This window comes from Streptomyces sp. NBC_01775 (assembly GCF_035917675.1).
Classification (GTDB): Bacteria; Actinomycetota; Actinomycetes; order Streptomycetales; family Streptomycetaceae; genus Streptomyces.
On record NZ_CP109104.1, the window covers coordinates 4,418,376 to 4,441,799 of the forward strand.

18 protein-coding genes and 4 tRNA genes are annotated in these 23,424 nt (G+C 71.3%); 10 read left to right on the forward strand and 12 right to left on the reverse strand.

Features of this window, described 5'->3' with window-relative positions; all coding sequences use genetic code 11:
* Positions 1-61 precede the first annotated feature (61 nt).
* From OHB04_RS19680 to OHB04_RS19695, 4 genes are all read left to right on the forward strand, one after another.
* The gene (locus tag OHB04_RS19680; protein ID WP_326807928.1) at positions 62-1,009 is read left to right on the forward strand and encodes a PhzF family phenazine biosynthesis protein; all 948 of its coding nucleotides are present in this window, start codon (positions 62-64) and stop codon (positions 1,007-1,009) included.
* Between the two features lie 121 nt (positions 1,010-1,130).
* Positions 1,131-1,775: a phenazine biosynthesis FMN-dependent oxidase PhzG gene (phzG, locus tag OHB04_RS19685; protein WP_326689014.1), complete on the forward strand. Its 645-nt coding sequence runs from the start codon at positions 1,131-1,133 to the stop codon at positions 1,773-1,775.
* Between the two features lie 436 nt (positions 1,776-2,211).
* Positions 2,212-3,300: a hypothetical protein gene (locus OHB04_RS19690; protein ID WP_326807929.1), complete on the forward strand. Its 1,089-nt coding sequence runs from the start codon at positions 2,212-2,214 to the stop codon at positions 3,298-3,300.
* A 182-nt stretch (positions 3,301-3,482) separates the two neighbouring features.
* The gene (locus OHB04_RS19695) at positions 3,483-4,217 is read left to right on the forward strand and encodes a GOLPH3/VPS74 family protein (protein WP_326689016.1); all 735 of its coding nucleotides are present in this window, start codon (positions 3,483-3,485) and stop codon (positions 4,215-4,217) included.
* 82 nt (positions 4,218-4,299) lie between these two features.
* Here the strand turns inward: OHB04_RS19695 and OHB04_RS19700 are convergent, their stop codons facing one another.
* From OHB04_RS19700 to OHB04_RS19730, 7 genes are all read right to left on the reverse strand, one after another.
* On the reverse strand, positions 4,300-4,974 hold the full coding sequence (locus OHB04_RS19700; RefSeq protein ID WP_326807930.1) for a response regulator transcription factor: 675 nt from the start codon (positions 4,972-4,974) through the stop codon (positions 4,300-4,302).
* A 102-nt stretch (positions 4,975-5,076) separates the two neighbouring features.
* The gene (locus OHB04_RS19705; protein WP_326689018.1) at positions 5,077-6,381 is read right to left on the reverse strand and encodes a hypothetical protein; all 1,305 of its coding nucleotides are present in this window, start codon (positions 6,379-6,381) and stop codon (positions 5,077-5,079) included.
* A gap of 488 nt (positions 6,382-6,869) precedes the next feature.
* Positions 6,870-7,874, reverse strand: coding sequence for a CPBP family intramembrane glutamic endopeptidase (locus tag OHB04_RS19710; RefSeq protein WP_326807931.1), 1,005 nt, complete (start codon positions 7,872-7,874; stop codon positions 6,870-6,872).
* Between the two features lie 517 nt (positions 7,875-8,391).
* A tRNA-Lys gene (locus OHB04_RS19715) sits at positions 8,392-8,464 on the reverse strand.
* Between the two features lie 149 nt (positions 8,465-8,613).
* A complete protein-coding gene (locus OHB04_RS19720) occupies positions 8,614-10,740 on the reverse strand; it encodes a DEAD/DEAH box helicase (protein ID WP_326807932.1) in 2,127 nt (708 codons plus the stop codon).
* Positions 10,741-11,072: 332 nt separating this feature from the next.
* Entirely contained in the window at positions 11,073-11,717 is a 645-nt protein-coding gene (locus OHB04_RS19725; protein WP_326807933.1) for a hypothetical protein, read from the reverse strand.
* A 167-nt stretch (positions 11,718-11,884) separates the two neighbouring features.
* A complete protein-coding gene (locus OHB04_RS19730) occupies positions 11,885-12,247 on the reverse strand; it encodes a metallopeptidase family protein (RefSeq protein WP_326689022.1) in 363 nt (120 codons plus the stop codon).
* Positions 12,248-12,488: 241 nt separating this feature from the next.
* Between OHB04_RS19730 and OHB04_RS19735 the strand changes: the two genes are divergently transcribed.
* Together OHB04_RS19735 and OHB04_RS19740 are read left to right on the forward strand one after the other, a co-directional pair.
* Entirely contained in the window at positions 12,489-14,198 is a 1,710-nt protein-coding gene (locus OHB04_RS19735; protein ID WP_326689023.1) for a metallophosphoesterase family protein, read from the forward strand.
* 139 nt (positions 14,199-14,337) lie between these two features.
* Positions 14,338-14,413 (forward strand) — tRNA-Glu (locus OHB04_RS19740).
* Positions 14,414-14,513: 100 nt separating this feature from the next.
* Here OHB04_RS19740 and OHB04_RS19745 read toward each other — a convergent pair.
* The 3 genes from OHB04_RS19745 to OHB04_RS19755 all read right to left on the reverse strand — a co-directional run bounded on the left by OHB04_RS19745 (position 14,514) and on the right by OHB04_RS19755 (position 17,933).
* A complete protein-coding gene (locus OHB04_RS19745) occupies positions 14,514-15,893 on the reverse strand; it encodes a hypothetical protein (RefSeq protein ID WP_326807934.1) in 1,380 nt (459 codons plus the stop codon).
* A 286-nt stretch (positions 15,894-16,179) separates the two neighbouring features.
* Positions 16,180-16,935, reverse strand: a complete 756-nt coding sequence (locus tag OHB04_RS19750) for a formylglycine-generating enzyme family protein (protein ID WP_326689025.1) — start codon at positions 16,933-16,935, stop codon at positions 16,180-16,182.
* Between the two features lie 179 nt (positions 16,936-17,114).
* Entirely contained in the window at positions 17,115-17,933 is an 819-nt protein-coding gene (locus OHB04_RS19755) for a class I SAM-dependent methyltransferase (protein ID WP_326807935.1), read from the reverse strand.
* A gap of 345 nt (positions 17,934-18,278) precedes the next feature.
* Between OHB04_RS19755 and OHB04_RS19760 the strand changes: the two genes are divergently transcribed.
* From OHB04_RS19760 to OHB04_RS19775, 4 genes are all read left to right on the forward strand, one after another.
* Positions 18,279-18,989, forward strand: a complete 711-nt coding sequence (locus tag OHB04_RS19760; protein ID WP_326807936.1) for a Clp protease N-terminal domain-containing protein — start codon at positions 18,279-18,281, stop codon at positions 18,987-18,989.
* Positions 18,990-19,189: 200 nt separating this feature from the next.
* Positions 19,190-19,264, forward strand: a tRNA-Asp gene (locus OHB04_RS19765).
* A gap of 20 nt (positions 19,265-19,284) precedes the next feature.
* A tRNA-Phe gene (locus OHB04_RS19770) sits at positions 19,285-19,358 on the forward strand.
* Between the two features lie 272 nt (positions 19,359-19,630).
* Positions 19,631-19,966 (forward strand): SCO4225 family membrane protein, encoded by a 336-nt coding sequence (locus OHB04_RS19775; protein ID WP_326807937.1) that lies wholly within the window; start codon positions 19,631-19,633, stop codon positions 19,964-19,966.
* Between the two features lie 67 nt (positions 19,967-20,033).
* On the opposite strand, the gene OHB04_RS19780 is transcribed toward OHB04_RS19775, so the two are convergent.
* Both OHB04_RS19780 and OHB04_RS19785 read right to left on the reverse strand, forming a co-directional pair.
* Positions 20,034-21,203, reverse strand: a complete 1,170-nt coding sequence (locus tag OHB04_RS19780) for an ABC transporter permease (RefSeq protein WP_326807938.1) — start codon at positions 21,201-21,203, stop codon at positions 20,034-20,036.
* 118 nt (positions 21,204-21,321) lie between these two features.
* Positions 21,322-23,403 (reverse strand): SEL1-like repeat protein, encoded by a 2,082-nt coding sequence (locus OHB04_RS19785; RefSeq protein ID WP_326807939.1) that lies wholly within the window; start codon positions 23,401-23,403, stop codon positions 21,322-21,324.
* Positions 23,404-23,424: the final 21 nt, after the last annotated feature.

Genomic DNA, 23,424 nt, shown 5'->3' on the forward strand with positions numbered 1-23,424 from the left:
AGCGCCGACCCGCGCCGACCCTCCCCCTCACCCCGCTCTCTCCCCCCGCTTGGAGGCCCCGATGCACGCGTACGTAGTCGTGGACGCGTTCGCTCACGAGCCGCTGCTCGGCAACCCCGTCGCCGTGTTCTTCGACAGCGACGACCTGTCCCCCCGCACGATGCAGCGCATCGCCCGCGAGATGAACCTGTCGGAGACCACCTTCGTCCTCGGGCCCCGACAAGGCGGCGACGCCCGAATCCGTATCTTCACCCCCGTCAACGAATTGCCCTTCGCCGGGCACCCGTTACTGGGCACTGCCATCGCCCTGGGCGCACGAGTCCCGGGTGACCGCCTGCGTCTGGAGACGGCCATGGGCGTCGTCCCGTTCGACCTCGTCAGGGAGCGGGGCCGGGCGGTCGCAGCGCGCATGCGTCAGCCGGTCCCCACCTGGCGCCCCTTCGAGCGCGCCGAAGAACTGCTGGCCGCGCTCGGAGTGGAGAAGTCCACGCTGCCGGTGGAGATCTACCACAACGGTCCCCGTCACGTCTTCGTCGGCCTGGAGAACGTCGGCGCGCTGTCCGCCGTCCGTCCCGACCACCGCGCTCTGGCCGACTTCGAGGATCTGGCCACCAACTGCTTCGCCCCTGACCTCGACGCGCACGACACCGACACCGACACCGACACCGACACCTACGCCGACACCTACGCCGACGCCGATGCCGATGCCGACGACACCGACCTCCCGCCGGACCAGGAGAGCGGGAGCTGCTGGCGCACCCGGATGTTCTCCCCCGCTTACGGCGTGACCGAGGACGCCGCCACCGGGTCGGCCGCGGGCCCGCTGGCCGTCCACCTCGCCCGGCACGGCCTCGCCGCGCACGGCCGACAGGTCCGGATCACTCAGGGCGTCGAAATGGGCCGTCGGTCGCTGATGCTCGCCCGGACCGAAGGGGCCGCGGAATCCGTCGACACGGTGGAAGTGGGCGGTTCCGGGGTGCTGGTGGCGGAGGGCAGCTTGCACGTATGACCTCCGCCGACGGCCGCACGGCACGACGCGCGTGACGCCACACGGCACAACACACATGACACATGGCACATATGACACCCAAGGCGCGCATGGCACGCATGGCACAGAAGAAGGACGGGGCATGGACACTGACAGGTCGGAAACCCTGACGGCGGCGAGCGACGTGACCTTTCCCGAGTACGTCGCGCCGCCCGCCGAGCCACTGGGACTCCTGCGCCGCTGGCTGGAGTCGGCGGAGGCGCACGGCGTACGCGAACCACGGGCCCTGGCCCTGGCCACCGCCGACGCCCGGGGCCGCGCCTCCCTGCGGACCGTCGTCCTGAACCGGGTCACGGGGACCGGCCTCGTCATCGCCACCCACGACGGCAGCCGCAAGGGCCGCGAACTCCGCGTCAACCCCTGGGCCTCCGGCCTGCTGTACTGGCGTGAGACCGGTCAGCAGATCAGCCTGGGCGGCCCCGTCCGCCGGCTGTCCGACACCGAGTCCGACGCACTGTGGGCCGCCCGCCCGGTCTTCACCCACGCCATGACCGTCTCCTCCCGCCAGAGCGAGCCTCTTGGCGACCTGGCGGACGTGGCGCGGCTGCGGGCCCGCGCCGAGACGGTCAGCGGACAGGGCCCCCAACCACGCCCCGCCGCCTACGTCGGCCTCGAACTCGTCCCGGAATCCATCGAGTTCTGGGCGAACGGCACGTCCCGCCTGCACGAACGGCTGCGCTACGACCGCACCCCGGAAGGCTGGACCACGGCCCGCCTGCAACCCTGAGCCTCCCCGGTGACGGACCGGCACGCCGCCCGGGTACGCCGCCCGGGTACGCCGCCGACTGTCCTGGACGCGACCGTGTTCAGGAGGTCGCGTCCACCTGACGGGCCGTTCTTGCCACGGGCCAGGAACGGCCGCGGACTTCCGCTCTTGTCACCGATCAGGACCGAACGCGGACTTCCCGCCAAGGGCCGCGTATCCCCCACGCGAGCTACCGCCTGCCCCGGAATTGTCCACCAGAGGGCGACGATCTCCGGTGGTCCCGGCCCGTACCGTCCGTATCGACCCGCGGCAACCAGGCCGCCGGTTGGTACAGGAGCCGGTTGGTACTGGAGCCGGTTGGTGCGGGAGGGGCCCCTGCCGAAGCGGGCTCCTGCCGGACACGAACGCCGTGTCTTTCACCGGGACCCCGAAGTTCCCTCACGGAGCGGAGTCGTACATGGATCGGCAGCGGCGCGACGCGGACGCGGCAAACCGTTGGAAGCCGCGCCCGGCCCATCGGCGCGGATTCCTGCTCATGGTGGCTTGCTGTGTGTTTGGTGTGCTCGTCACAGCCTGCGCACCCTCGGATTCCGACCAGGCGTCCAAGGCTTCCGACCAGCCCGCCCAGCCCGGCGCATCCGCCTCCGTCCCCATCAAGCTGGCCCGCGCCGGGACCGGTCGGAAGATGGTGGTGACGATCGCTGTCGGCGACGGCGAGCCGGTGAAGGTTCTCCTGGACACCGGCTCCAGTGGGCTCGTACTCAAGGACAGCGCCTTCGGCAAGGACCAGCGCCCCACCGGGGAAAAGACCAAGGTCACCTACGGGGGCTTCAGCCTGGCGGGGGACATCGTCAAAGCTCCCGTCCGCTTCACATCGGCCACCTCGGACCTGGCCACGGAACCCATGAAGGTCGCGTCGTTTCACGGCGACCCGACCAAGACCATGGCCTCCACCGGAACGGTCGGAATTCTCGGCATCGCGGCCGGGACCGCCGCCTCTACGACCCCGAAGTTGTTGTCACCCCTGGTCCATCTTCCCGAGCCGTACTCAACCGGATTCACGATCAGAGGCATCCGAGAAGATCTCTCCTCCGGCAAGTTGTCGGTAGGCAAGGTCCAGGAGACATCCGACAGCGTCGCGGTCCCTATGCTCAAGGCGGGCTTCACCTACCCCAACGGGTCCCCGGGGTACAAGAAGCTCATCCGGCTCTGTTGGACGGTTGGAGACGCGAAGTCCTGCGCCAAGACCTCCCCGGACACCGGTGGCACGAGTGGAACCGTATCGAGCACCCTCATGCCAAACGCTCCCCGGACTGGCACATCCATCACCAAGGGGACGCCCATCACCATTGGATCCGACAGCAAAGTGCTGTGCAGGTTCGAGGCAGGCGCGAACCGCAGCACCCAGCCCGCCCCACGCCTCAATGACCACCCGAACATGAACACCGGGATCCGGTTCTTCTTCGCCAATACCGTCGGCTTCGACCTGAAGCGAGGTCAGGTTGTGATCACGCCTGACGCGGCGGCATCGCGGTCCCACTGTTGACGATTCCCGCGACGGCCGGGTGCGCGCGGCCCGTACGGTCGCGCTGCCCACGGGCAGCGGGCGCCACATCCGGGCCACTGCCGGCAAGGACGCCGAGGCCACCGAGGTCAGCGAGGCCGCTCGGTGCACGGCCAGGCGAGGCGGATTCCACACCCGGAACGACGTTGGTAAGGATGAGACGCATGTCCGTTCCCTCTCAGCGCTACCTGTCCCTGCCCGAGGAGTTCGTCCTGCTCTCACACCTGGCTTCCGGCAAGGTGCACGGCTCCGGTCGTGCCCCGGCGGTGATCGGGTGCGCGGCGGCCGAACTCGGCGAACTCGCGCTGCGCCGTAAGCTGGCGGTCCGTTCCCGGAAATCCAAGGCGCTCGGCTTCGACGTCTACCGCCTCCACGGCGTCGAGATCGAACTGCTCGACGCCCGCCCCACCGGCCTCGGCTGGGCCGACGCGTTGCTGGCCGAGTTGCAGCAGAGCTGCTCCGCTTCCGAACACGGCCGCGTCCGCCTCTACCAGTGGTTCCGGCGGCACCAAGAAGGGTTCTCGCTGCACCGGGACGCGCTCGCCGCGCGCGGCGTGCTGCACCCCAAGCCCGGCGGGCACACCGGCCTCTTCCGCGCGAGGCAACGCCACTACCCCGACCGCGTGTTGCGCGAAGCGCTCATCGCGGAGGCCCGTGCCGCCTGCGGCGAGGAGAGCCGAGTCGACGCGCACATGCTGTTCCTGTGCGACCTCATGGAGACGGTCGGGCTGAACAGGGAGCTGGGTATCCGCTTGAGCGTGCGCCAGCGGCTGGACCGCGGCCGTGGTGCCGGAGCGGCGGCCTCCCTCCCCGAGGACCTGCGGGACACCAGCACAGCGCTCGCCGCGGCGGTGCCGTCGCGCGACAACGACGCCAGGTACGGCCGCCCACGGGTCTGACGGACCGCGCCCTGTTCCGGTGACGATGCTCCGGTAGCGCGCTCCCCAGCGCTCCCCCTCAGCGCCTCTCCCCCTCAGCGCCTCACACCTCCACGACACCGGTCCGGTAGGCGAAGACGACCGCCTGGACGCGGTCACGCAGCTCCAGCTTCGCCAGGATGCGGGAGACGTGCGTCTTCACCGTTTCAGGGCTGATCACCATCTGCGCCGCGATCTCCGTGTTGGACAGCCCCGTCGCGAGCAGCCGCAGCACCTGGGTCTCGCGCCGGGTAAGGCCGACGCGCCCACACCCGGCCGGCGGCGCGGCGGGGACCGGGCGTATCCGGTCACCGAAGCGGCCGATCAACCCGCGGGTCACCGCCGGTGCGAGCAGCGAGTCGCCCGTGGCGATCGTGTGTACGGCGTTGATCAGGTCCGCCGACGGCGCGTCCTTGAGCAGGAATCCGTCGGCCCCGGCGCGCAGGACCTCGTACACATGCTCATCGAGGTCGCGCTCGGCGACCACCAGCACCTTGACCGGGTCGGCAGCGTCGGGCCCGGCAAGCAGCCTGGTCGCCTCGATGCCGTCCATACCGGGAAGGTGTACGTCCATCACCACGACGTCGGGGCGCAGTTGCCGTGCCGTGTCGACGGCTGCGCGGCCGTCACCGGCCTCACCGACCACTTCGACGTCGGGCTGCGCGTCAAGGATGGCGACGTATCCGGCCCGTACGAGCTGCTGATCCTCACAGATCAGCACGCGGACCGGGTCGCTCACGCCGCACCTCGTGACGGAATGCGGGCCGCAACGGTGAATCCACGTCCGGGGCCACCTGCCCGTAACGCGCCGCCGAGCAGGCCGAACCGCTCCCGCGGTCCCTCAGTCGGTCTTCTGTAGCGCACGGAACTGTTTGATCCACACGCGGTTCCGTCCGGGCAGACCGCCCTTGCCGGACTGGACGGTATAAGGACAGAACAGGCTGTTGAGCATCCACGGATTTTTCTTCTTGGTGAAGTTCGACGTCATGGCCTCGTCCTGGATCACCCCGTAGGTGGCCACCGCGAGCCTCTTGGTCTTGCGGAACTGCTCAAGCTGATCCTGAAGGTAGGTGTTGTTACTCGCGAACCAGGGGGTCATGGAAAGAAAATCGTCCCACTTCTGCTGCGTGAAGGGCTGTTCGGTGGCTCCGCGGAGCACCTCCCACACCTGCTTTCCCCGGGCATCTTTGTATTTTTCTGCGAATCGGGCAGAAACCGGGTCTGTCTGGTGTGCCTTCCAGAGCAGGACCAGGGAGAACTCGGTGGCCAAAAACTTCTGTTCGGGACGCATACGGGGAAGGATGTAGTCGAGGTATTCCTTGGAACCGGCCAGGGACGTCACATGCGGATGGATGTCCACACCCTCGATGTCCTTGGTCTTCTTCACGAACTCCATCCAGCGCTTGGTGGCACCCGTCTGCCCGCCGTCCCAGTCGAGGTGGTTGAGCGCCCCCATGTAGAGCTTGGTCTTGCGCGCGGAGTGCTCGGCTCGGTAGGCGATGATGTATTGCGCGATCTTCTCGTAGAAGAGGTTGAGGCGGCGATCGCGCTGGTCCTTGCGGGTCTCCAGGAACGGTTCGTTTCCGATCACCAAGATGTCGACCCTGTCCATGACGGTCGGCAGCACCTTTTTCACGCGCGCGAACGCGGTCTTCCAGGCATCGGTGCCCGGGGTCGGGATGTCCTGTTCCATGTACGGGAACTTCAGCGACAGCACCGTGCCGAATCCACGCTCCTTGGCCGCCAGAAGCTTTTTGATCTGCGGCTTTTCGGAGATGGCGCCCTTATCGGCGTCACGCATGGGGAAGAACCCGCGCAGCCATGTGGCCGAGACGTCCTCCAGCTCGTCGAATTTCACATTGTCCGGGGCGCCGTTGAAGTTCGCCCCGAGGACCCCGACGGGGGGCGGTGCGGTAACGCGAGAGCCTTCTTTCCGGCCCGCGTTCGTCTTCTTCTCACCAGACCCGGCGTCCTTGCTCGACCCGTCGGCCTTCTTGCTCTTACCCGACCCGGAGTCGTCGCCCACGCACCCCGCGGCACCCAACGCCGTCAGCCCGGCGATCCCGGACATGCCGAGCATCCGCCGGCGCGACAACGTACGCCGCTCGGCGGCTCCGGTCGAGTTCACGCCGTGGTTTTCCCCCATGCGAACTCTCCTTTCTCTCGCGCCCCAGCTGATCGAGCTGTGAACCGCATCGTGATCTCGCTGATGTGTGGTCGGATTTCCGCCGGGCGCGCGGTGACGTCAGGGTGCCGCGCTGCATGTGACTGGGGGCGCCCGGCCGCGCGGTCAGCGGAGGCCGGCTTGAGCTGAGCCCCGCGACAACCCGCCGCGTGTGTTGAGTTCGTCCCTGGCTCAGCCTGCCGCAGTCACGTGACAGTCCGGGAACCAACTCTTCTTGTATCCGCCACGGTTCTGGTCAGGACGCCGTTGCGAATCCTGCGTGCCGCACAGCATGGTGGTTGTTGATTTTTTCGTCAATGACACGGAATTAATCCGTCGGGCTCCCGGCCATCCCTGTTCCGTCTTCCTGCTGGTCACCCCGACCGGCCTGCGCCGGAAAGGCGTTCGGGGGGACGGTGCGGTCCGGGAGGCGCCGCGACGCCGTCTCCGCCACCTCAAGGAACAGGCTCTCACACGGGCCGACGCGGATCCCCGGACGCGGACCGCGGCTCGGACCACGACTCGGACCGCGACTCGGACCGCGGCTCGGACCACGGCTCGGCCAGACCTCGGCGAGCGGCGCTCTGACGCCGGGTGAGGAGGCGTCCACGTCGTCTCGCCAGGCGCAGGAACACCAGCGTGGGCAGGCCGCAGACGAGGATGGCGACGACGCTGGCTTCGGGACCGAAGGTGCCTCCGGTGAGCGCGGCGTTGCCCGACATCGCGCCGTCGAACAGCCCCGTCGGCCCCCCTGCCGCGCCGGACAGCGTGGTGCTGAAGATGCCACCTGCGGCCAGGTTCCACCCCAGGTGAAGGCCGATCGGCAGCCACAGGCTCCGGGTGGCGGCGTAGGCCGCCCCGAGCATCAGACCCGCCTCGACAGCGATGGCCACCGCTCCCCACACCGTGGCGCCGGGGTTGACCAGGTGAACGACGCCGAACAGCAGGCCGGAGATCACCAGCGCGCCCCACGTCCCGGTGAGTTCCTCGACCAGGCGGAAGACGACGCCACGGAAGAGGATCTCCTCGGTGACGGCGGCACTCACCATCAGGCCGAACATGCTCACCGCCCCGCCGACGGATCCCCAGCCGGCCACGCGGTACCCGCCGAACAGCGCTATCACCGCGATCGTGACGGTGAACAGCCCGAGCCCGAGAAGAATGCCGGTGCGCAGCCCTGGGCGGGCGGCGGCGGTGGCGAGCTCCGTCGCGGCGCGCCGTTCCATCGCCCGCACGACCGCCCCGTAGAGCAGCAGCGCGATCGCGCCCACGGCCGCACCGGACATCAGGGCCGGCACCGGATGGACTTCGCCCGATGCCTCCACCACGCCGGTGAGGGTGCCCACCGCCACGAACAGCACCAGCATCACCACCAGGCGAACTCCCGTGGGCCTCAGCCACGGTGGCGTCACACCGGCCGTGACCGGCTCCGGTGACAGAGGTCTCTTGAGAGAGCGCAGGCTCCAGACCGGCATGGGAATCCTCCTGTACCGACGGGCGACCGGGTTGCCGCCGCGTCGACAAGGACGCTACGAGCCGGGTGCCCCGAAGATCGTCGCCCGCCGGTGGACAGTTCGGGTAGCCCGGATGGGGGACAACGGCCGCCATGGGCAGGGGGATGCGCCAGACGCACGGCTTCACCGTCTCGCGGCCGAAGACCATCCCGCCGTCGACCTCGCGACCTTGGCGACCTCGGCGACCTCGGCGTTCGACAGCCCGACGGCGACCGTGCGGATCCCGTTCAACAGGTATGCGCCGGGGCGTTCTTCAGCAGGAACCCGCTCGCTCCGCTTGCAAGGCTCGGTGGACGTACTCGCCGAGGTCGAAGTGGTCCCGGCAGGCAGACGGCGACGCACAGGGGCGGCTGTGCGCCCACGCATCGCCCACGCACCACTCACGCAGAGCGCCCCGAAACGGCGGAGCGCCCGGACCGATCATCTCGGTCCGGGCGCTCCCTCGCAGGTCAGAGGGTCAAACCCTCCCCCTTGGCGGTAGGCCGTGTGGGACTCGAACCCACAACCAATGGATTAAAAGTCCACTGCTCTGCCAATTGAGCTAACGGCCCGCACCGAGCAGCATAGCCCGGGGGTCCGGCGAGCCTCGAAGGCATTCCGGGTTGAACGCCTTCGAGGCCGGTGTCGAGCAGAAATTCGATACGTGGGCCGGGCTCTGGAGCCGGTGCCGGTCACCGGCACCAGAGCCGTGGCTCAGCCGTCAGCCGTTGTTGCGCTTCCAGCGGGGCTTGTCCGAGCGGCGGTCCGAAGTACGGGGCGCCGGGGCGCGGCTCGGGCCGGCGGAGGTGGGGCGGTGCTCGCCGCCGCGGCTCTGCGGGCGGCGCTCGTCACGCCGGTCGCGGTTGTGCGGGCGCTCGCCGCTGCGGAAGGCTTCCCGGCGGAAGCCACCGCGCTCACCGCCGCCACCCTCGCGGCGGTCGTCCCGGCGGAAGCCGCCACGGCCGCCCTCACGGTTGTCGTCCCGACGGTCACGGTCGCCCTCGCGCCGGTCACGGTTCTGGCCGTAGGGGCGCTCGTCCCGGTCACGGTCGCGGCGGAAGTTGCCGCGGTCGTCGCGGCGGTCGCCCCGGTCGTTGTACGAGCGGCGGTCACGGCCGCCGTCGCGCTTGTCGTAGGACGAGCGCGAGCCACGGTCACCGCGCTGGTCGCGGTCCCGGCGCTCGCGCTCCGCCCGCTCGGCGCGCTCGCGCCGCTCGGCCTCCGCCTTCGCCTCGGCGGCGGCCTCGACGGCCTCGGCCTCGGCAGCTGCGGCGAGCGCCTCGTCGGGGTCGTCGCCCCGCTCACGGGCGGCCCGTGCGGTCAGCAGCGTGGCTTCCTCGCGCAGCTCGACGGCGCGGCGCTGGAGCTGCTCCAGCTGGCGGCCGAGCTGCTTGGCCTCGCGCTCGGCCTGGCGAGCCGAGTTGGCCGCCGACTCGGCCTGGACCTCGGTCAGCGAACGGGCACCTGTGATACGTGCCACATCTTCGTCGAAGACGTCGCCGCGGCCGATGAGGTGGCGCGAGGCGTCGACGCCCGCGTCCTCCATCAGCCGGAAGATCTGCCTCCGCTGGTGCGGAAGCGCCAGCGAGACGACCGTGCCGGACTCACCGGCGCGCGCGGTGCGGCCCGAGCGGTGCAGGTAATCCTTGTGGTCGCCCGCCGGGTCGACGTTCAGGACGAGGTCGATGCCGTCGACGTGGATGCCGCGCGCTGCGACATCGGTGGCGACCACGACGTTGACCTTGCCGCTCTTGAAGTCCTCCAGGGTGCGGGTACGGGCGCCCTGGGTCATGCCGCCGTGCAGCGCGTCGGCGCGTACGCCGGACTCACCGAGCTGCTCGGCGACGCGGTCGGCGCCGAGCTGGGTGCGGACGAAGATGATGGTGCGGCCCTTGCGCGCGGCGATCGCGGCGGTGACGGGTGCCTTGTCGCGCGGCTTCACGATGAGCACGTGGTGCGTCATGGTCGTGACGGCGCCCTGCGCCGCGTCCACCTCGTGGATCACGGGCTTGGTGAGGTAGCGCCGCACCAGCGAGTCGATCTCCTTCTCCATCGTGGCGGAGAAGAGCATCCGCTGGCCGCCCTCGGGCACCAGGTCGAGCAGCTCGGTGACCTCGGGCAGGAAGCCCAGGTCGGCCATCTGGTCGGCCTCGTCGAGGATCGCGGTCTCGACGTCGTCCAGCGAGCAGGAGCCGCGGTTGATCAGGTCCCGCAGGCGGCCGGGGGTGGCGACGAGGATGTCGACGCCGCGCTCCAGCGCGGAGATCTGGTTGGCCATGGACGTGCCGCCGCAGACGACCTTGAGCCGCAGGCCCAGGGTGTCGCCGTAGGGCTGGAGCGCGTCCGAGACCTGCATCGCCAGCTCGCGGGTGGGCGTCAGGATGACGCCGCGCGGACGCTTGCGCTGCGTACGGCCGCCGCTGAGGCGGGTGAGCAGCGGGAGGCCGAAGGAGAGGGTCTTGCCGGAGCCGGTGCGGCCCCGGCCGAGGACGTCCTTGCCGGCGAGCGCGTCCGGGATGGTCGCGGCCTGGATCGGGAAGGGCGTGGTGACGCCGTTCTGGGTCAGCTTGCGGACGACGGCCTCGGCGAGGCCCAGGTCGGCGAAGGTGGGCTCGGCGGGCTCAGCGGCTTCCTCGGCCACGGAGGCCTCTTCGGCTTCGTCCGCAGCGGGGGCCTCTTCGGCCGTGGGGGCCTCGGCGGCCTCGTCGGCCGCCTGGACGTCGGTGGTGGTCCCGGTGGCCTCGTCGGCCTCCGTGACGGCGAGCAGGCTGGCCTCAGCGACGGCCGAGTCGGCCTGCTCGGGGGTGCTGTCCTCGGGCAGGACGGCGGCAGGGGTGGTAACAGACATGCGAAATGCGAACCTTCCGGAGTCATTCGGCACGCGCCCAGAACTCCGTGAATTCGCAAACGACCGCCTCAATGCGGTCAGCCACGGCCAGAGAGGAACGCGCCACGCGGCGCGCTCTTAAACGGCGCCGGGCAAATGGGATCAAACGATCTACCAGCATACGCGGCACCTGTAGCCCCACGCAAATGGACTACCTGCCGCCTCCACCGCCCCTCCCCTCCCGCCCTCTCAGGCGGGACATCAAGCTGGACAGCAGGCGGGACAGCGGCGCCCCGGAGCCCTGTCCCGGAGCCCGGCCCCAGGGCCCGGGAGGGGGCCGTGAGGCCCGGCTCTCAGGCCGTGGGGAGCCGGGCCCTGCCGGCCGAGAGGCCGGTTCTGCTGGGCGACGCGTCGGTTCTGGTGGGCGAGGGGTCCGGGTCCGGCTTGCTCGGGGAGGGGGTGGGCGAAGCGGTGGGCGACCCCGGACCGCCGCCGTGCCCGCCGCCCGCACCGCTGGAACCGCCCGATCCGCCCGGAGGGTTCGGGTGCTTGGTCGGCCGGGAACCGCCGCCGCCCGACGGAGAACCGGAGGTGGACGCCGAAGGGCCGCCCGCGCGCCCTCCGCCCGTCCCGCCTCCGTCGTCGGACCCCTTGCCGCCCCTGCCGTGCTTGCCGTGGCCGCGCTTGCCCTTGTCCCCGCGCTCGCCGTCCCGCCCGTCCCGTCCCTCGCGGCCGTGTCCCTTGCCGTGCTTGTGGCCGTCCTTGCCGTGGCCGCGCCCGGCGCCGTATCCGGACCCGTCGAGGCCGCCCTCGGGGGCCGCCGCGCCGCCGTGGTCGTCGGAGCGGCTCCCCACCGGCGCCGTGCCGCCCTCACCCGCGTCGTCGGCGCCCTGCACCGTCATGCATCCGCTGAGCGTGGAGACCGCCGCGAGTATCAGCGCGCTGATGGTCGTACGGGCGACGACGGTGGCGGTGGGTGCGGTACGGGTTCTGCGCACGGCGGGGACCTCCAGCGCGGGGCATCGGCGAGTGCGTTGCCCAACTCCCCGTCACCCCAACAGGTCACGCGCCACGGCGCCCACGGCGCCCGGTGCAGCGCGCGCCAGGAACGGCGGAGCGCCCCCACACCGCGCCCCTCGGGCGCCCTCCCCTGGGGGCCGCCCGGTCACCCGTAGCCGAGCGCGTGCAGTCTCTCGTCGTCGATGCCGAAGTGGTGGGCGATCTCGTGCACCACCGTGACCTCGACCTCCTGGACGACCAGGTCCCGGCCGCCCTCCTCCCCACCGACCATCCGGAGCGTGGGCCCCCGGTAGATCGTGATGCGGTCCGGGAGGGCGCCCGCGTACCACTCGCCGCGTTCGGTCAGCGGGGTGCCCTCGTAGAGCCCGAGCAGCTCAGGGTCGTCCGCGGGGGGCTCGTCCTCGACGAAGACCGCCACGTTGTCCATGAGCCGCGTCAGCTCGGGCGGGATACGGTCGAGCGCCTGGGCGACCAGTTCCTCGAACTCCTCGCGCGTCATCTCCAGCACTCGCCCATTGTCGGCCAGGCCCTCCCCGGCCACTACCGGCGGGGCGGAGGAACCCGGGGAAACGCGGGGGCGGGGGGCCGGGGGGACGGGGAGGACCCCGGCAGGGACCCTGGGCAGGACCCCCGGCAAGGACCCCCGGCAGCACCCCCGGCAGGCAGCAGGCGAGCCGGGGCACGCGAGAGCCGCCCGATCGGCGGGGCGCGGGGCATGGGAGAGCCGCACAAGGGGCATACCGCCCTGCATGGCCAGCGTTGCCACCAAGCCGTTCCGTGCCGCGGCCAAACCGTTGCGTGCCGCGGCGGGCTGGGCCCGGACGCTCGCCGCACCGTTCCGGCGCCGATACCGCGCGCACAGCACGGCGCCCACCGCCTCCCTCGTCCACACCCCGCACCCGTACTGGCGAAGCGTGGGCCTCGTGGCCGTCGCCGTCCTCGGAGCCTGGCTGGGGCTGCTGGTCGTGGGGAGCGTCCACACGCCCGTCGGCCCCGTCGACACCCGGATGACCGTGCGCCCCTCCCTGACCGGCGGCACCAAGGTGAACGTCTCGCCGCTGGGCGCCCTGGAGCTGCGCAGCCACTACGCCCCGCTGCGCCTGGACGTGGACGTCGACCAGCTGGACCAGGAGCGGGCCTCGGCGCTCGTGGACCATCCCGAGCGCATCGAGGGCCTGGAGGACGAGATCTCCTCGGACGTCAGCTCCGGAGCGCTCAGCCTGGGGGTGCGCTCGGTGGCCGCCGTCGTCACCGGCTCGTGCGCGCTGGGGCTCGCGGTCTACCGCCGTCCGCGCCGGGCGCTGCTGGCCGGCGGGCTCGCGCTGACGCTGCTCGCGGCGTGCGGCGCGACGGCGCTGGCGACGTGGAACCCGAAGTCCGTGCTGGAGCCGAAGTTCTCCGGGCTGCTGGCCAGCGCGCCCTCCGTGGTGGGCAACGCGCGCAGCATCGCCACCGAGTTCGACGTCTACCAGCAGGAACTGGCCCGGCTGGTCACCAATGTGACCAAGCTGTACGACGCGGCCTCGACGCTCCCCGCCTACGAGCCGGACCCGTCCACGACCCGGGTGCTGCACGTCTCCGACATCCATCTCAACCCCGCCGCCTGGCACATCATCCGCTCCCTGGTCAAGCAGTACGACATCGACGTGATCATCGACAGCGGCGACACCATGGACCACGGCACGTCCGCCGAGAACGGCTTCCTCGACCCCATCCCGGACCTCGGCGCCCCCTACGTCTGGGTACGCGGCAACCACGACTCGCTCACCACCCAGGAGGCCGTCAAGAAGCTCGGCGACCGGCGCAAGTCACGGGTGCACGTGCTGGACTCGGGCGTGCCGGTGAACGTCGCCGGGCTGCGGCTGTCCGGGTGGGGCGACCCGCAGTTCACCCCGGACCGGTCCGTGGCCGCCGAGGGCGACCCGGCGGAGGAGACGGAGGGCGGCAAGCTCGCTGCCACCCTGCGGGCCCAGCGGGACGCCGGGACCCCCGTGGACATCGCCGTCGGCCACAACCCCGTACTCGCCAAGCAGACCGACGGCCTCGTCCCCCTCGCCCTCACCGGGCACACCCACAACCGCAGGACCGAGACGCTGGAGCACGGCACCCGGCTGATGACCCAGGGCTCCACGGGAGGCAGCGGCCTGCGGGCCGTCGAGGGCGAGACGCCGGACAAGGTGCAGGCGTCCGTGCTCTACCTGGACCGGAACTCGCGCCTGCTCCAGGCGTGGGACGAGATCACTCTCGGCGGCCTGGGCCTGTCCAAGGCGGAGGTCGCCCGCCACCTCCCGGAAGAGATCAAGCCGGGCTCTTCGGCATCGCCATCGCTGCCCGGGGCACCCTCCGTCTCGCCGTCGGAGGCGGGGTCGGGGCCTGGACCGGGGCCTGGGCCGGAGACGGGGCCGGGGCCGGGGTCGGCGGGTACGGGGAAGGCGACGAGCCCGGCGACCGGCCGCTGAGCACCGACGAACGGCCGCTGAGCGTCGAGGGCCGGCCGCTGAGAACGGCCCCAGCGAAACCGTTTTGGCGAACCGTCCGCGCATCCCATATGCTGCCGGAGTCCCCCGAAGCGCTGACCAGCGCCAGGGCGGGCCATCGGCCCTCATCGTCTAGTGGCCCAGGACGCCGCCCTTTCAAGGCGGTAGCACGGGTTCGAATCCCGTTGGGGGCACCACAACATCAAGGCCCCACTTGGATCTCTCCAGGTGGGGCCTTCGCTGTTCCGGCGCGTGGGGCTGTTCCGGTGCGTGGAGCCGCTTCAACGACCCCGCGGGTCAATACGGCTGGCGGTCGGCGCCTGCGAGGTCGAGTAGGTGGTGCATCAGCTCCACCGGCAGCGAAGGATTGCGGGCCGCCGTGCGGGGCATCCCGCCCTCGCCCAGCAGCTCGACCAGCCTCGCGCAGGGCAGACGGGGGTCGGCCGCGGCCTGGCGGCGGACCATGTCGTCCTCGTCGTGGGAGAGCCGCTCGACCAGCTCCGGCCCGCCTTCGGGGTCGAAGAGCGCGGCATAACGCAGCCGGTGGTTCGGGTCGTCAGCGAACCGGGCGAGGCCGGGGCGGGCGAAATTGCGGCGGAAGGCCAGCGTGGCCCAGCTCAGTCCCTGCCAGTCGGCGAACATCTCCACCAGCAGCTCGTGCGGGGCCCGGTCGTTCTCGCACAGCATCAGCCTGACGTAGTAGTCCTCGTCGGCGGCCAGCCGCTCGACGACGTCGGCCGGCAGCTCCGGTGCGCAGGTGACACCCCGGCGCAGCAGGACGTGGGAGGAAGCCGCGATCTCGCGCAGCGCGTGCGGGTCGCCGAAGCGCTCCGCCACCCAGGCGGGCACCTCGTGGCGGCCCGGGGGCACGGTGTAGTCGATCGCCGCGCGCTGTTCCTCGGTGAGGTCCCCGCGCAGGGAGACGGCGAGCCGGACGGAAGGCTCGGGATCGGCAGCCAGCGGGAGGGCGAGCGCGGTGGGGACGTGCGGGTTGCAGGCCGCTGCGCGGCGTATCCGGCTGTCCTCGTGCGCCACGAGCAGCCGGGCCAGCGCGGCGTCGACGGGTTCCGCGAACGCGGCGTCGCGACGGCGGCGGTCGTCCTCTTCCGCGAGGAAGTCCTCGGCCGTCGTCGGGAGCGGCCTTTCGACGCGGGCCGCGCGTTCGACTGCCTTACGCACCCGGGGATCGGGGTCGGCCTCGGCCGCGGCCCGGACCTCCGGCCGCAGCCGGGCCCAGCTCCATGCGCTGATGGCGGCGGCCCGGACGCGCGGGTCGGGGTCCTCGGCGAGCGAGAGCCGTATCTCGTCCGGCAGCCCGAGCAGCGCGAGGGCCCTGCCCCGCATCCCCGTCTCGGGGCCGGTGGCGAGCCGGACCGTCAGCTCGGTCGGCAGTTCGACGCCGAACTCGCCCGCCATGAAGACCGCGAGGCGGCGAACCGGCGGATCCGGATCTTCCGCCAGCACGGCGAGCACTTCCGGAGGCAGTGACTGGTTCTCGGCGAGGGACTTGCGGACCTTGGGGTCCCGGTGCGCGAGAGCGGCCGTCGCCACCTGGTGCGACAGCCGGCCAAAGCGCAGCCAGTAGTCATGGTCGGGCAGCGGGTCGACCGTGAAGACACGCTGGAGAACCGAGTCCGGTGCCGCACTGTTCATGGCGAGCCCCACGACCCACTCCACGCGCACCGCCGTGCCGGCTGTGCCGACCGTGCCGGCTGTATTGGCTGTATTGGCCGTGTTGGCTTCGAGGTGTGGAGCTTCGGCGTCGGATCCGCATCCGTCGGATCCGCATCCGTCGGATCCGCATCCGTCGCTTCCGGTTCCGGTTCCGGTTCCGGTTCCGGTTCCGGTTCCGGTTCCGGCAAAACGATCGTCCATGTCCCCCATGGAGTGATCCTCGCAGAACGCCCGCAGCGCAGGCCACGGCGTCTTCGGCAGGCCACGACCGCCGCCGAGGCCACAGCCGTCAGCGCGGGCGGCGGGTCAGCGACCGGGCCAGGCGGAAGCCGAGGTCGTCTATGCGGAGGGTCGGGTGGCTCTTGCGGCGGCACGGGGCGCGCACGCCACGGGGGTGGTCCTGCCAGCCGCCGCCGCGGAAGACGCGGTACGGGCCGTAGACATGAGGGTCGTAGAGGTCCCAGCACCACTCCCACACGTTGCCGAGCATGTCGTGGAGGCCCCAGGCGTTCGGGGCCTTGGTGGCGGTCTCGTGGGCCCTGTCACCGGAGTTGGCGCGGTACCAGGCGATGTCGTCCAGCGCGCCGTAGCGGTCGCCCGAGGTGCCGGCGCGGCAGGCGTACTCCCACTCGGCCTCGGACGGGAGACGGTAACCGTCGGCCGCCTCGTTCCAGACCACGCGCTCGGCGTCGGGGTCGGAGTCGAGGTCGGCGTCGGGACGGTGAGGGTCGTCGGCCGACGTGTAGCAGGGTTCCAGCCCGGTCGCGCGGGAGAGCCTGTTGCAGAAGCGGATGGCGTCCTTCCAGGAGACCTCGGTCACCGGGGTCCGGGCGCCACCGGCCGGACCCGGCTGCCCTGCCGTGCCCACGGGCGCTGAGGCAGCGTCAAGGGGGACGGGGACAGTGGGTGCGGCGCCTTGAACGGTGGCGTACAGCTCACGAGTCACAGGGAAGGGCGCGAGGCGGAAGGCGTCGACCTCGGCCTTCCAGTTCGTCTTCGTCCCCTCGTCCCGGAGGACGATCTCCCCTGCGGGGAGCTCCACCATCGCCACGCCTCGCGTGCTCCCAAGACTGCTTCCAGTACTGCTTCCAGTACTGCTTCCAGGAGTGCTTCCAGGAGTGCTTCCAGGAGTGCTTCCGGTGTGTTCCAGCGCCATCAGGTGACGATACAGCGGTCGTGATCGCCGCGGTCGTCACCGGCCAGTGCCTGCCGGAGAGCCCCCGTTCAGCGGGCCACCGCTACCAGGAGATCGACCACGTACGCCTCCTCCACCCACTCGTCGGAGCCCGTCCCGGCGAGCGCCTCGCGCAGGTGGGCACGTTCGGAGTCGAGGAAGGCACGGGTGCGTTCCTCGCCCAGGACGAGGAACGCGGAGTGACTGCCGATGTTGGCCAGGTGGAGGTCCAGCGGCACGGTGCGGCTCCAACGGATCCGGCGGCGGGTGACGTCGAAGTCCGGGCGATCCGACAGGCCCACGAGCCGGACGGCGACGCTGTCGGCGGGACGGTCGGCCGAGGGCGGCTTCCCGCCGGTGGCACGGGCCACGCGCTCGTGCTGGGCGAAGATCCACGGCACGTCGAGAGCGGACGTGTTCCACCAGATCGCGAGCGCCCCGCCCGGCCGCAGCACGCGCCGCGCCTCGGGGACGGAGCGCTCCGTGTCGGTCCAGTGCCAGGACTGGGCATAGGTGAGCAGGTCGTGGGAGGCGTCCGCGAGGGGCAGCGCGTTGCCGTCGCCCCGGACCACGGGGACGTCGGGAAGCGTGAGGCGGAACTGCGCGGCCATGCCGTCCCCCGGCTCGATCGCGAGGACCGCGGCGCCGCGCTCACGCAGCACCGCGGTGGCGATGCCGGTACCGGCCCCGACGTCCGCCGTCCGGGCCCCCGCGAGGGAACGGCCCGCCAGCTCTTCGACGGCGTCGAACAACGCGGCCGGGTACGGCGGTCGGGCCGCCGCGTACTGGGCGGCGGCCTTGTTGAAGGAGTGCGCGCGATCGGAGGAGGACTCACTGTCGGAAGAGGACTCGCGTGCCGGTGTTGTCATCCCGCCATGTTCCCCCGCCGACGACACCTCAACGAACCCGCTCCTCAGCCCCCGTATGGGCCGGAGTGCGGAGGCGCCAGGTGGTGCCGGAGCAGGGCCGTCCCGGTCAGACGGGGGCGGGATAAGGGCTGGGCGGACCACAGGACGGACCACAGGGCGGATCACGGGGCGGATCACCGACGAGAAGTCACGGCCGCCGGCAGGCCGACTACGCGGACACGGAGGGGGAGGGGGAGGCGGAGGCGAAGGCGGACGCGGACGCGGACACGGACGCCGGCATCGGCCACCCGACCGAACAGGCAAGCAACTCTTGACAGTTTGCATCTGTCAAGGCCTACTTGACGCATGACGCTCCCGGATCTGGACGACCTGATCGCCGAAGTGGACAGGACCTGCGAGGCCGCACACCGCCCGGGCGGGCACGAGCAGCCGGACTGGCTGGCGCTACTCACCTCCGCCGCCCAGCTGTCCGGCCAACTCCAGGCGCTGGCGGACGACTTGGTGGAGGACTACGTCGAGCACTGCCGGCTGCACGGCTGCTCCTGGACCGACATCGGCGCCGCACTCGGGGTGACCCGGCAGGCGGTGCAGCAGCGCTTCCACGCCCCCCACAAGCGGTACGGGCCCGAGGTGCTGACCGAGGGCCTCCAGCAGGCGATGACGCACATGAAGCGGGCCGCCGTGCAGCACCGCAACAACTACATCGGCACCGAGCACCTGCTGTACGGCCTGACCGCCGAGGACAACACCGGCACCGCCCTGCTCCAGCGGGCCGGCGCGGTCCCCGAGGAGGTCCACCGGACCGTCGGCACGCGAATCGGCATGGGCGCCTCGCAGGCCGCCGAGCGCATCGCCTGGACCCCGTACTCCCGCAAGGCCATGGCGCTCGCGGAGGAGCACGCCGAGCAGGCCGGCTCCCCGCTGATCGACTGCGACCACCTGCTCCTCGGTATCGCCCGCATCGGCCGCGGCACCGCCGCCGACATCCTGACCGAGGCCGGCCTGGACCCGGCCGCCCTCCAGAACACCTACGACCGCTCCGACTCCGGAGAGTGACCCCCGCCCCTGACTCAAACGGACCCCACCAAGCCCCCTCCCCGGACTCCCCGGCCGAACCCCCCGGACCGGCATGTTTACGGGGCACACCCTGGGGTCTGTTACTCTTTTCCGGCGACGTCACCCCAGCTCGGGAGCCCCCCAAAAGCAGTTGGGAGCACCGGTCGCACTGTGCGAGACTAGGGCTCGCACGAAAGCTTGGTCCTGTGGAGCAGTTTGGAGTGCTCGCCACCCTGTCAAGGTGGAGGCCGCGGGTTCAAATCCCGTCAGGACCGCTGCACCTCCCGAGGTGCGCGGCTGGGTAGCTCAGTTGGTACGAGCGTCCGCCTGAAAAGCGGAAGGTCGCCGGTTCGACCCCGGCCCCAGCCACCGTCGCCCTCGTAGGGCGGAAGCCCCCTTCAGAGATCTTCTGAAGGGGCTTTTTTGTGTCACGGGGTGTGCCGGGCGCCACGGAGGGTGTTCCACGGTCGTGCGCTCGCGCCTTGGTTCGCGCCCGCCCTGGTCGTCGTCGGGGCCAGAACTGAGTACGCGCACTCATGCGAGGGTGAGGCGCCCCTGCCTACCGTGACCGTGCAACCTGATACGGACCGGCACGTGACCTGACCGCCCACGTGCGAACAGCACACAGAGGAGATCCCGCGATGACGCGCATGCACACCTGGGGGAAGACAGCACGCCGACTGTGGGTCAACCCGGCCGCCCTCGCCTACCTCGGCCTCGTCCTCGCCGCTGTGGCGTTCGCCGTGGGCGTCAGTCTCTTCGCGCAGGGGCCCGACGCCTCGTTCGCGGGCATCTGGATGTACGTGACCACGGCCCCGGTGTCCTTCCTCTTCCTCCTGGTGAACACCGAGTCGACCTGGTTCGATGTGCTCTCGATCGCCCTCTCGGCGCTGATCCAGTCCGCCCTGATCGGTGCGCTCTACCGCACCATCCGCGGCCGGCGCCCCGCGTCGCCCCGCCACCCGTCCATTGCCTGACGCCCGGCCATGGCCTGACGGCCCCATAGCCTGACGCCGCCGCTCCCCCTCCCCCCCGGAGCGGCGGTCACGCGGCGGCCGGGGCCGCCGCGTGGGCCGCGTCCTTGGTGCGTCCGCCCGGGTGGCGGTGGCGCCAGATCCAGAAGACGGTGCTGGAGACCAGCGCCCAGGCGGCCAGCACCAGGTAGGGCTGGAGGAGCTGGTGTTCAGGGAAGTAGACCGCGGTGTGCTGGGCGTTCACCGAGGCGCCCGGTGGTAGCCAGCGGCCGATCTCACCCAGCACCGAGGGCAGCAGCGGCCAGGAGACGGCGCCGCCGGAGGACGGGTTGCCCAGCAGCACCATCACGCCCCAGGTGGGCAGCATGGCCCAGCGCCCGAAGAGGGTGTTGAACATCGTGAAGACCATGCCGCAGGTGAACATCGTCAGCGCCAGGATCAGCCAGGAGTGCGTGAACGGGAGCCGTAGCGCGTCCAGGCCCCAGTCCACGACCGCGGAGATCACGAAGCCGCCCAGCAGCGCGTACGCGACGGTGTAGGCGATGCGTTCGGGCGGATTCAGATCGCGCGCGTGCACGCTGAGCTGGATCGCGCCGACGAAGCCGATGATCACGGCCGCGAGCGAGATGTAGAAGATGGCCAGGCCGCGCGGGTCGCCCTCGTTCAACGGCTTGAGGTCCCGCACCTTCACCGGGACGCCGATCTTCTTGCCGACCTTCGGCCCCGCCTTCTCCAGGAGCTCGGCCACCGAGGCACCCGACGCGCTGGAGATGTCCAGCTCGACCCCCTTGGGCCGTTCCACGCGCAGGATCGCGAAGACCTGCTGAGCCTCGATGGCCCGCTCCGCCTGGGACTGCGTACGGAAGTGCCGCAGCTTCAGCGAGGACCCGAGCCCCTTCTCCATGCCCTGTACGAAGGCGCTCCGGTCGTGCGTACTGTTCGGCTTGCCGACGATGGCGACCGGGACGTGGTGCGGGGTGGGATTGGCCATCGCGTACGTGTACGACCCCGCGAAGAGCCCGGCCGCCGCGGCGAGGATCAGCACCAGCACCGAGGCGGGCAGAAACGGCGAGTGCTTGAAGGCCCGCCATCTCCCCCCCGCACTCGGCTTGTGTCCGTGCTGCCCGTGCTGCCCCTGCTGCCGGTGCTGCCCGTGCTGCTCGTGGGGCAGCCCCGTTCCGCGCTCCTCCGCGTCGGGCTCCACCCGGTGCTCGGACCACTCCGGTTCCTCGGCGCTCATGGCCTCACACTATGCGGGCAAAACGCACATTTCGCCTGCGGCGTCTTCGCACGGCCAGCCGTCGGACGGCGTACGCCGATGCCCCGCCCCGCACCTCAGCCCCGCCCGGCGGAACCTCTCAGAACCGCAGGAAGTTCCGCAGCGCCCCCGCCACGTCCTCGGCCGTCAGCAGCGGCCCCGTCTCCTCGCCCTTCGGGGTGTACGCCTGCTCCAGGTGCTCGCGCGCGGCGTCCACGTCGCCCCGCCGCTCCGCGATGCGCGCCGCCAGGTGACGGGCCGTCCGGTGGTACGGCCCGTACTTCAGCACGTCGGCGAGCAGCGCTTCGGCCTCTTCGTCGGCGGCCTCGGTCCCGATCTCCTTCACCAGGATCTCCGCCAGATCCAGCTTCGGGTCGAAGAGCGAGGTGCGCATGAATCCGGTGTAGCCGGCCTGCACGAGCGAGTGCACCTCGCCCGCGGTCCGCATCCACTCCAGGGCCTCGTCCACGCGCCCCTGCCCCTTCAGCGCGCGGGCCAGCCAGTAGGCGGCCTCGTTCAAGGGCTGCTGCTCCTCGCGGCCTGTCCACGCGAGCCGCAGCAATTCCTCGGCCTGCTCGTACTCGCCCTGGCCGACCAGCACCTTTCCGGCCCGCCAGCCGTACCAGACCTTGCCGCCGTGCGTGGCGCGGGTCCACCAGCGGACGGCCTCCTGCCGGTCCCCGTACTCGTCACCGACGCGGTTGCCGACCCAGCCGGCCGCCTCGGGCCTGCCGAGGTCCGCCGCCTGGCGCAGCCACCACTCGGCCTTGATCTCTTCGTCGCTGCGCGCGTACAGCGCGCCCAGGCCCTCGATCGCGTCCGGGTCCCCGGCCTCGGCAGCGGGCCGGTACAGGGGTACGACGGCCTTCTCCCAGGCGCCGCACTCCTCGTGCAGCATCCGGCCCAGCGCGTAGGAGGCCTGCGGGTCACCGTCGGCCGCCGCCGAGCGGTAGTGCCGTACGGCCTCGGGGTAGCGGCACAGCCGCTCCATCAGGCCGCCGAGTTCGAAGGCCGCGGCGCGGTCGCCGGATTCGGCGGCGGTAAGCAGTCCGGGCAGCCGGGCCTCCTCCTCGGCGCTCAGCGCGGGAGCCTCGCCCTCCTCCGCCTCCGCGAGCCGCTCCAGTTCGCCCGCGATGTCGTCGTCGAGTTTGTCGCGGGGCTCCGCCGAGGCCTCGGCCGCCTCCAGCCACCTGCGGGCCTCGGCCGACCGCCGCTGGCGGCGGAAGTGCCTCCCGAGCCGGTATTGCTGAAGCGGATCGCCCGCCTCGGCCCCGGGCAGGAGGGATGCCTCGTACGCGTCCAGTTCGCCGTACTGGAAGTGCACCGCGCTCAGCATCCGGGCCAGGGCCCGCGAGTCGGGGTGAAGGGTGAGGGCCTCCTCCAGGACGCGGCAGGCGTCCTCGTACCGGCCCAGGTTGAAGAGCAGCAGCGCGTGGGATTCGTGCGTGTCCGGGACGTTCAGCTCCCGCGCCTTCCGGTAGGTCCCCTCCACGTCGCGCACCAGGTGCGGGTAGGCGAGGAGCGCCTTGTGCGTGGTGTGCAGTTCACCGAAGTCCTCGTCTTCCAGGAACTCCTCCAGCCGGTTCTCCAGCTCCTCGTCCTCGTCCTCGGTCCGCTCCTGCGCCGGCTTCGCGGCCAGCAAGACCAGCTCCTCGATCTCCTCCTCGCACCGGACCGTGCGGATCTCCAGGCCCCGTATGTGCTCCAGGATCCCGTCGGCCACGTCGTCCCCGTCGCCGGCCGCCTGCTCCAGCTCCTCCTCGGCCTCCTCGATCCGGCCCTGGCGCGCCAGCAGTACGGCGCCGTTGGTGCGGCACTTGAGGCTGCCGAGCGCCGTGCCCTTCGCGTACCACTCGGCGGCGCGCTCCTCGTCCTCCAGCCGCTCCACGAACAGCTCGGCGAGCCCGAACGCGCAGTCCCCGTCCCACTCGGCGGCCTTGCCGTACCAGTGCTGTGCCGTCTCCCACTGGCCCCGGTCCTTGGCCGCGATGGCCCGCAGCCGCGCGGCCCGCGGCTCCCCGGCCTCGGCCGACTGCTCCAGCCACGGCAGCGCCTGGTCGACCTGGCCCTGGCTGACGAGGTGTTCGCCGTACTCGTACGTGCTGTGCGCGTCCCCGCCCTCGGCGGCGGCCCGCAGTCGCTCGCTCTTGGAGGGGGTGGTGCCGGTGTCCGCGGATGTCATATGGCCTGTCGCTCGCTCTCG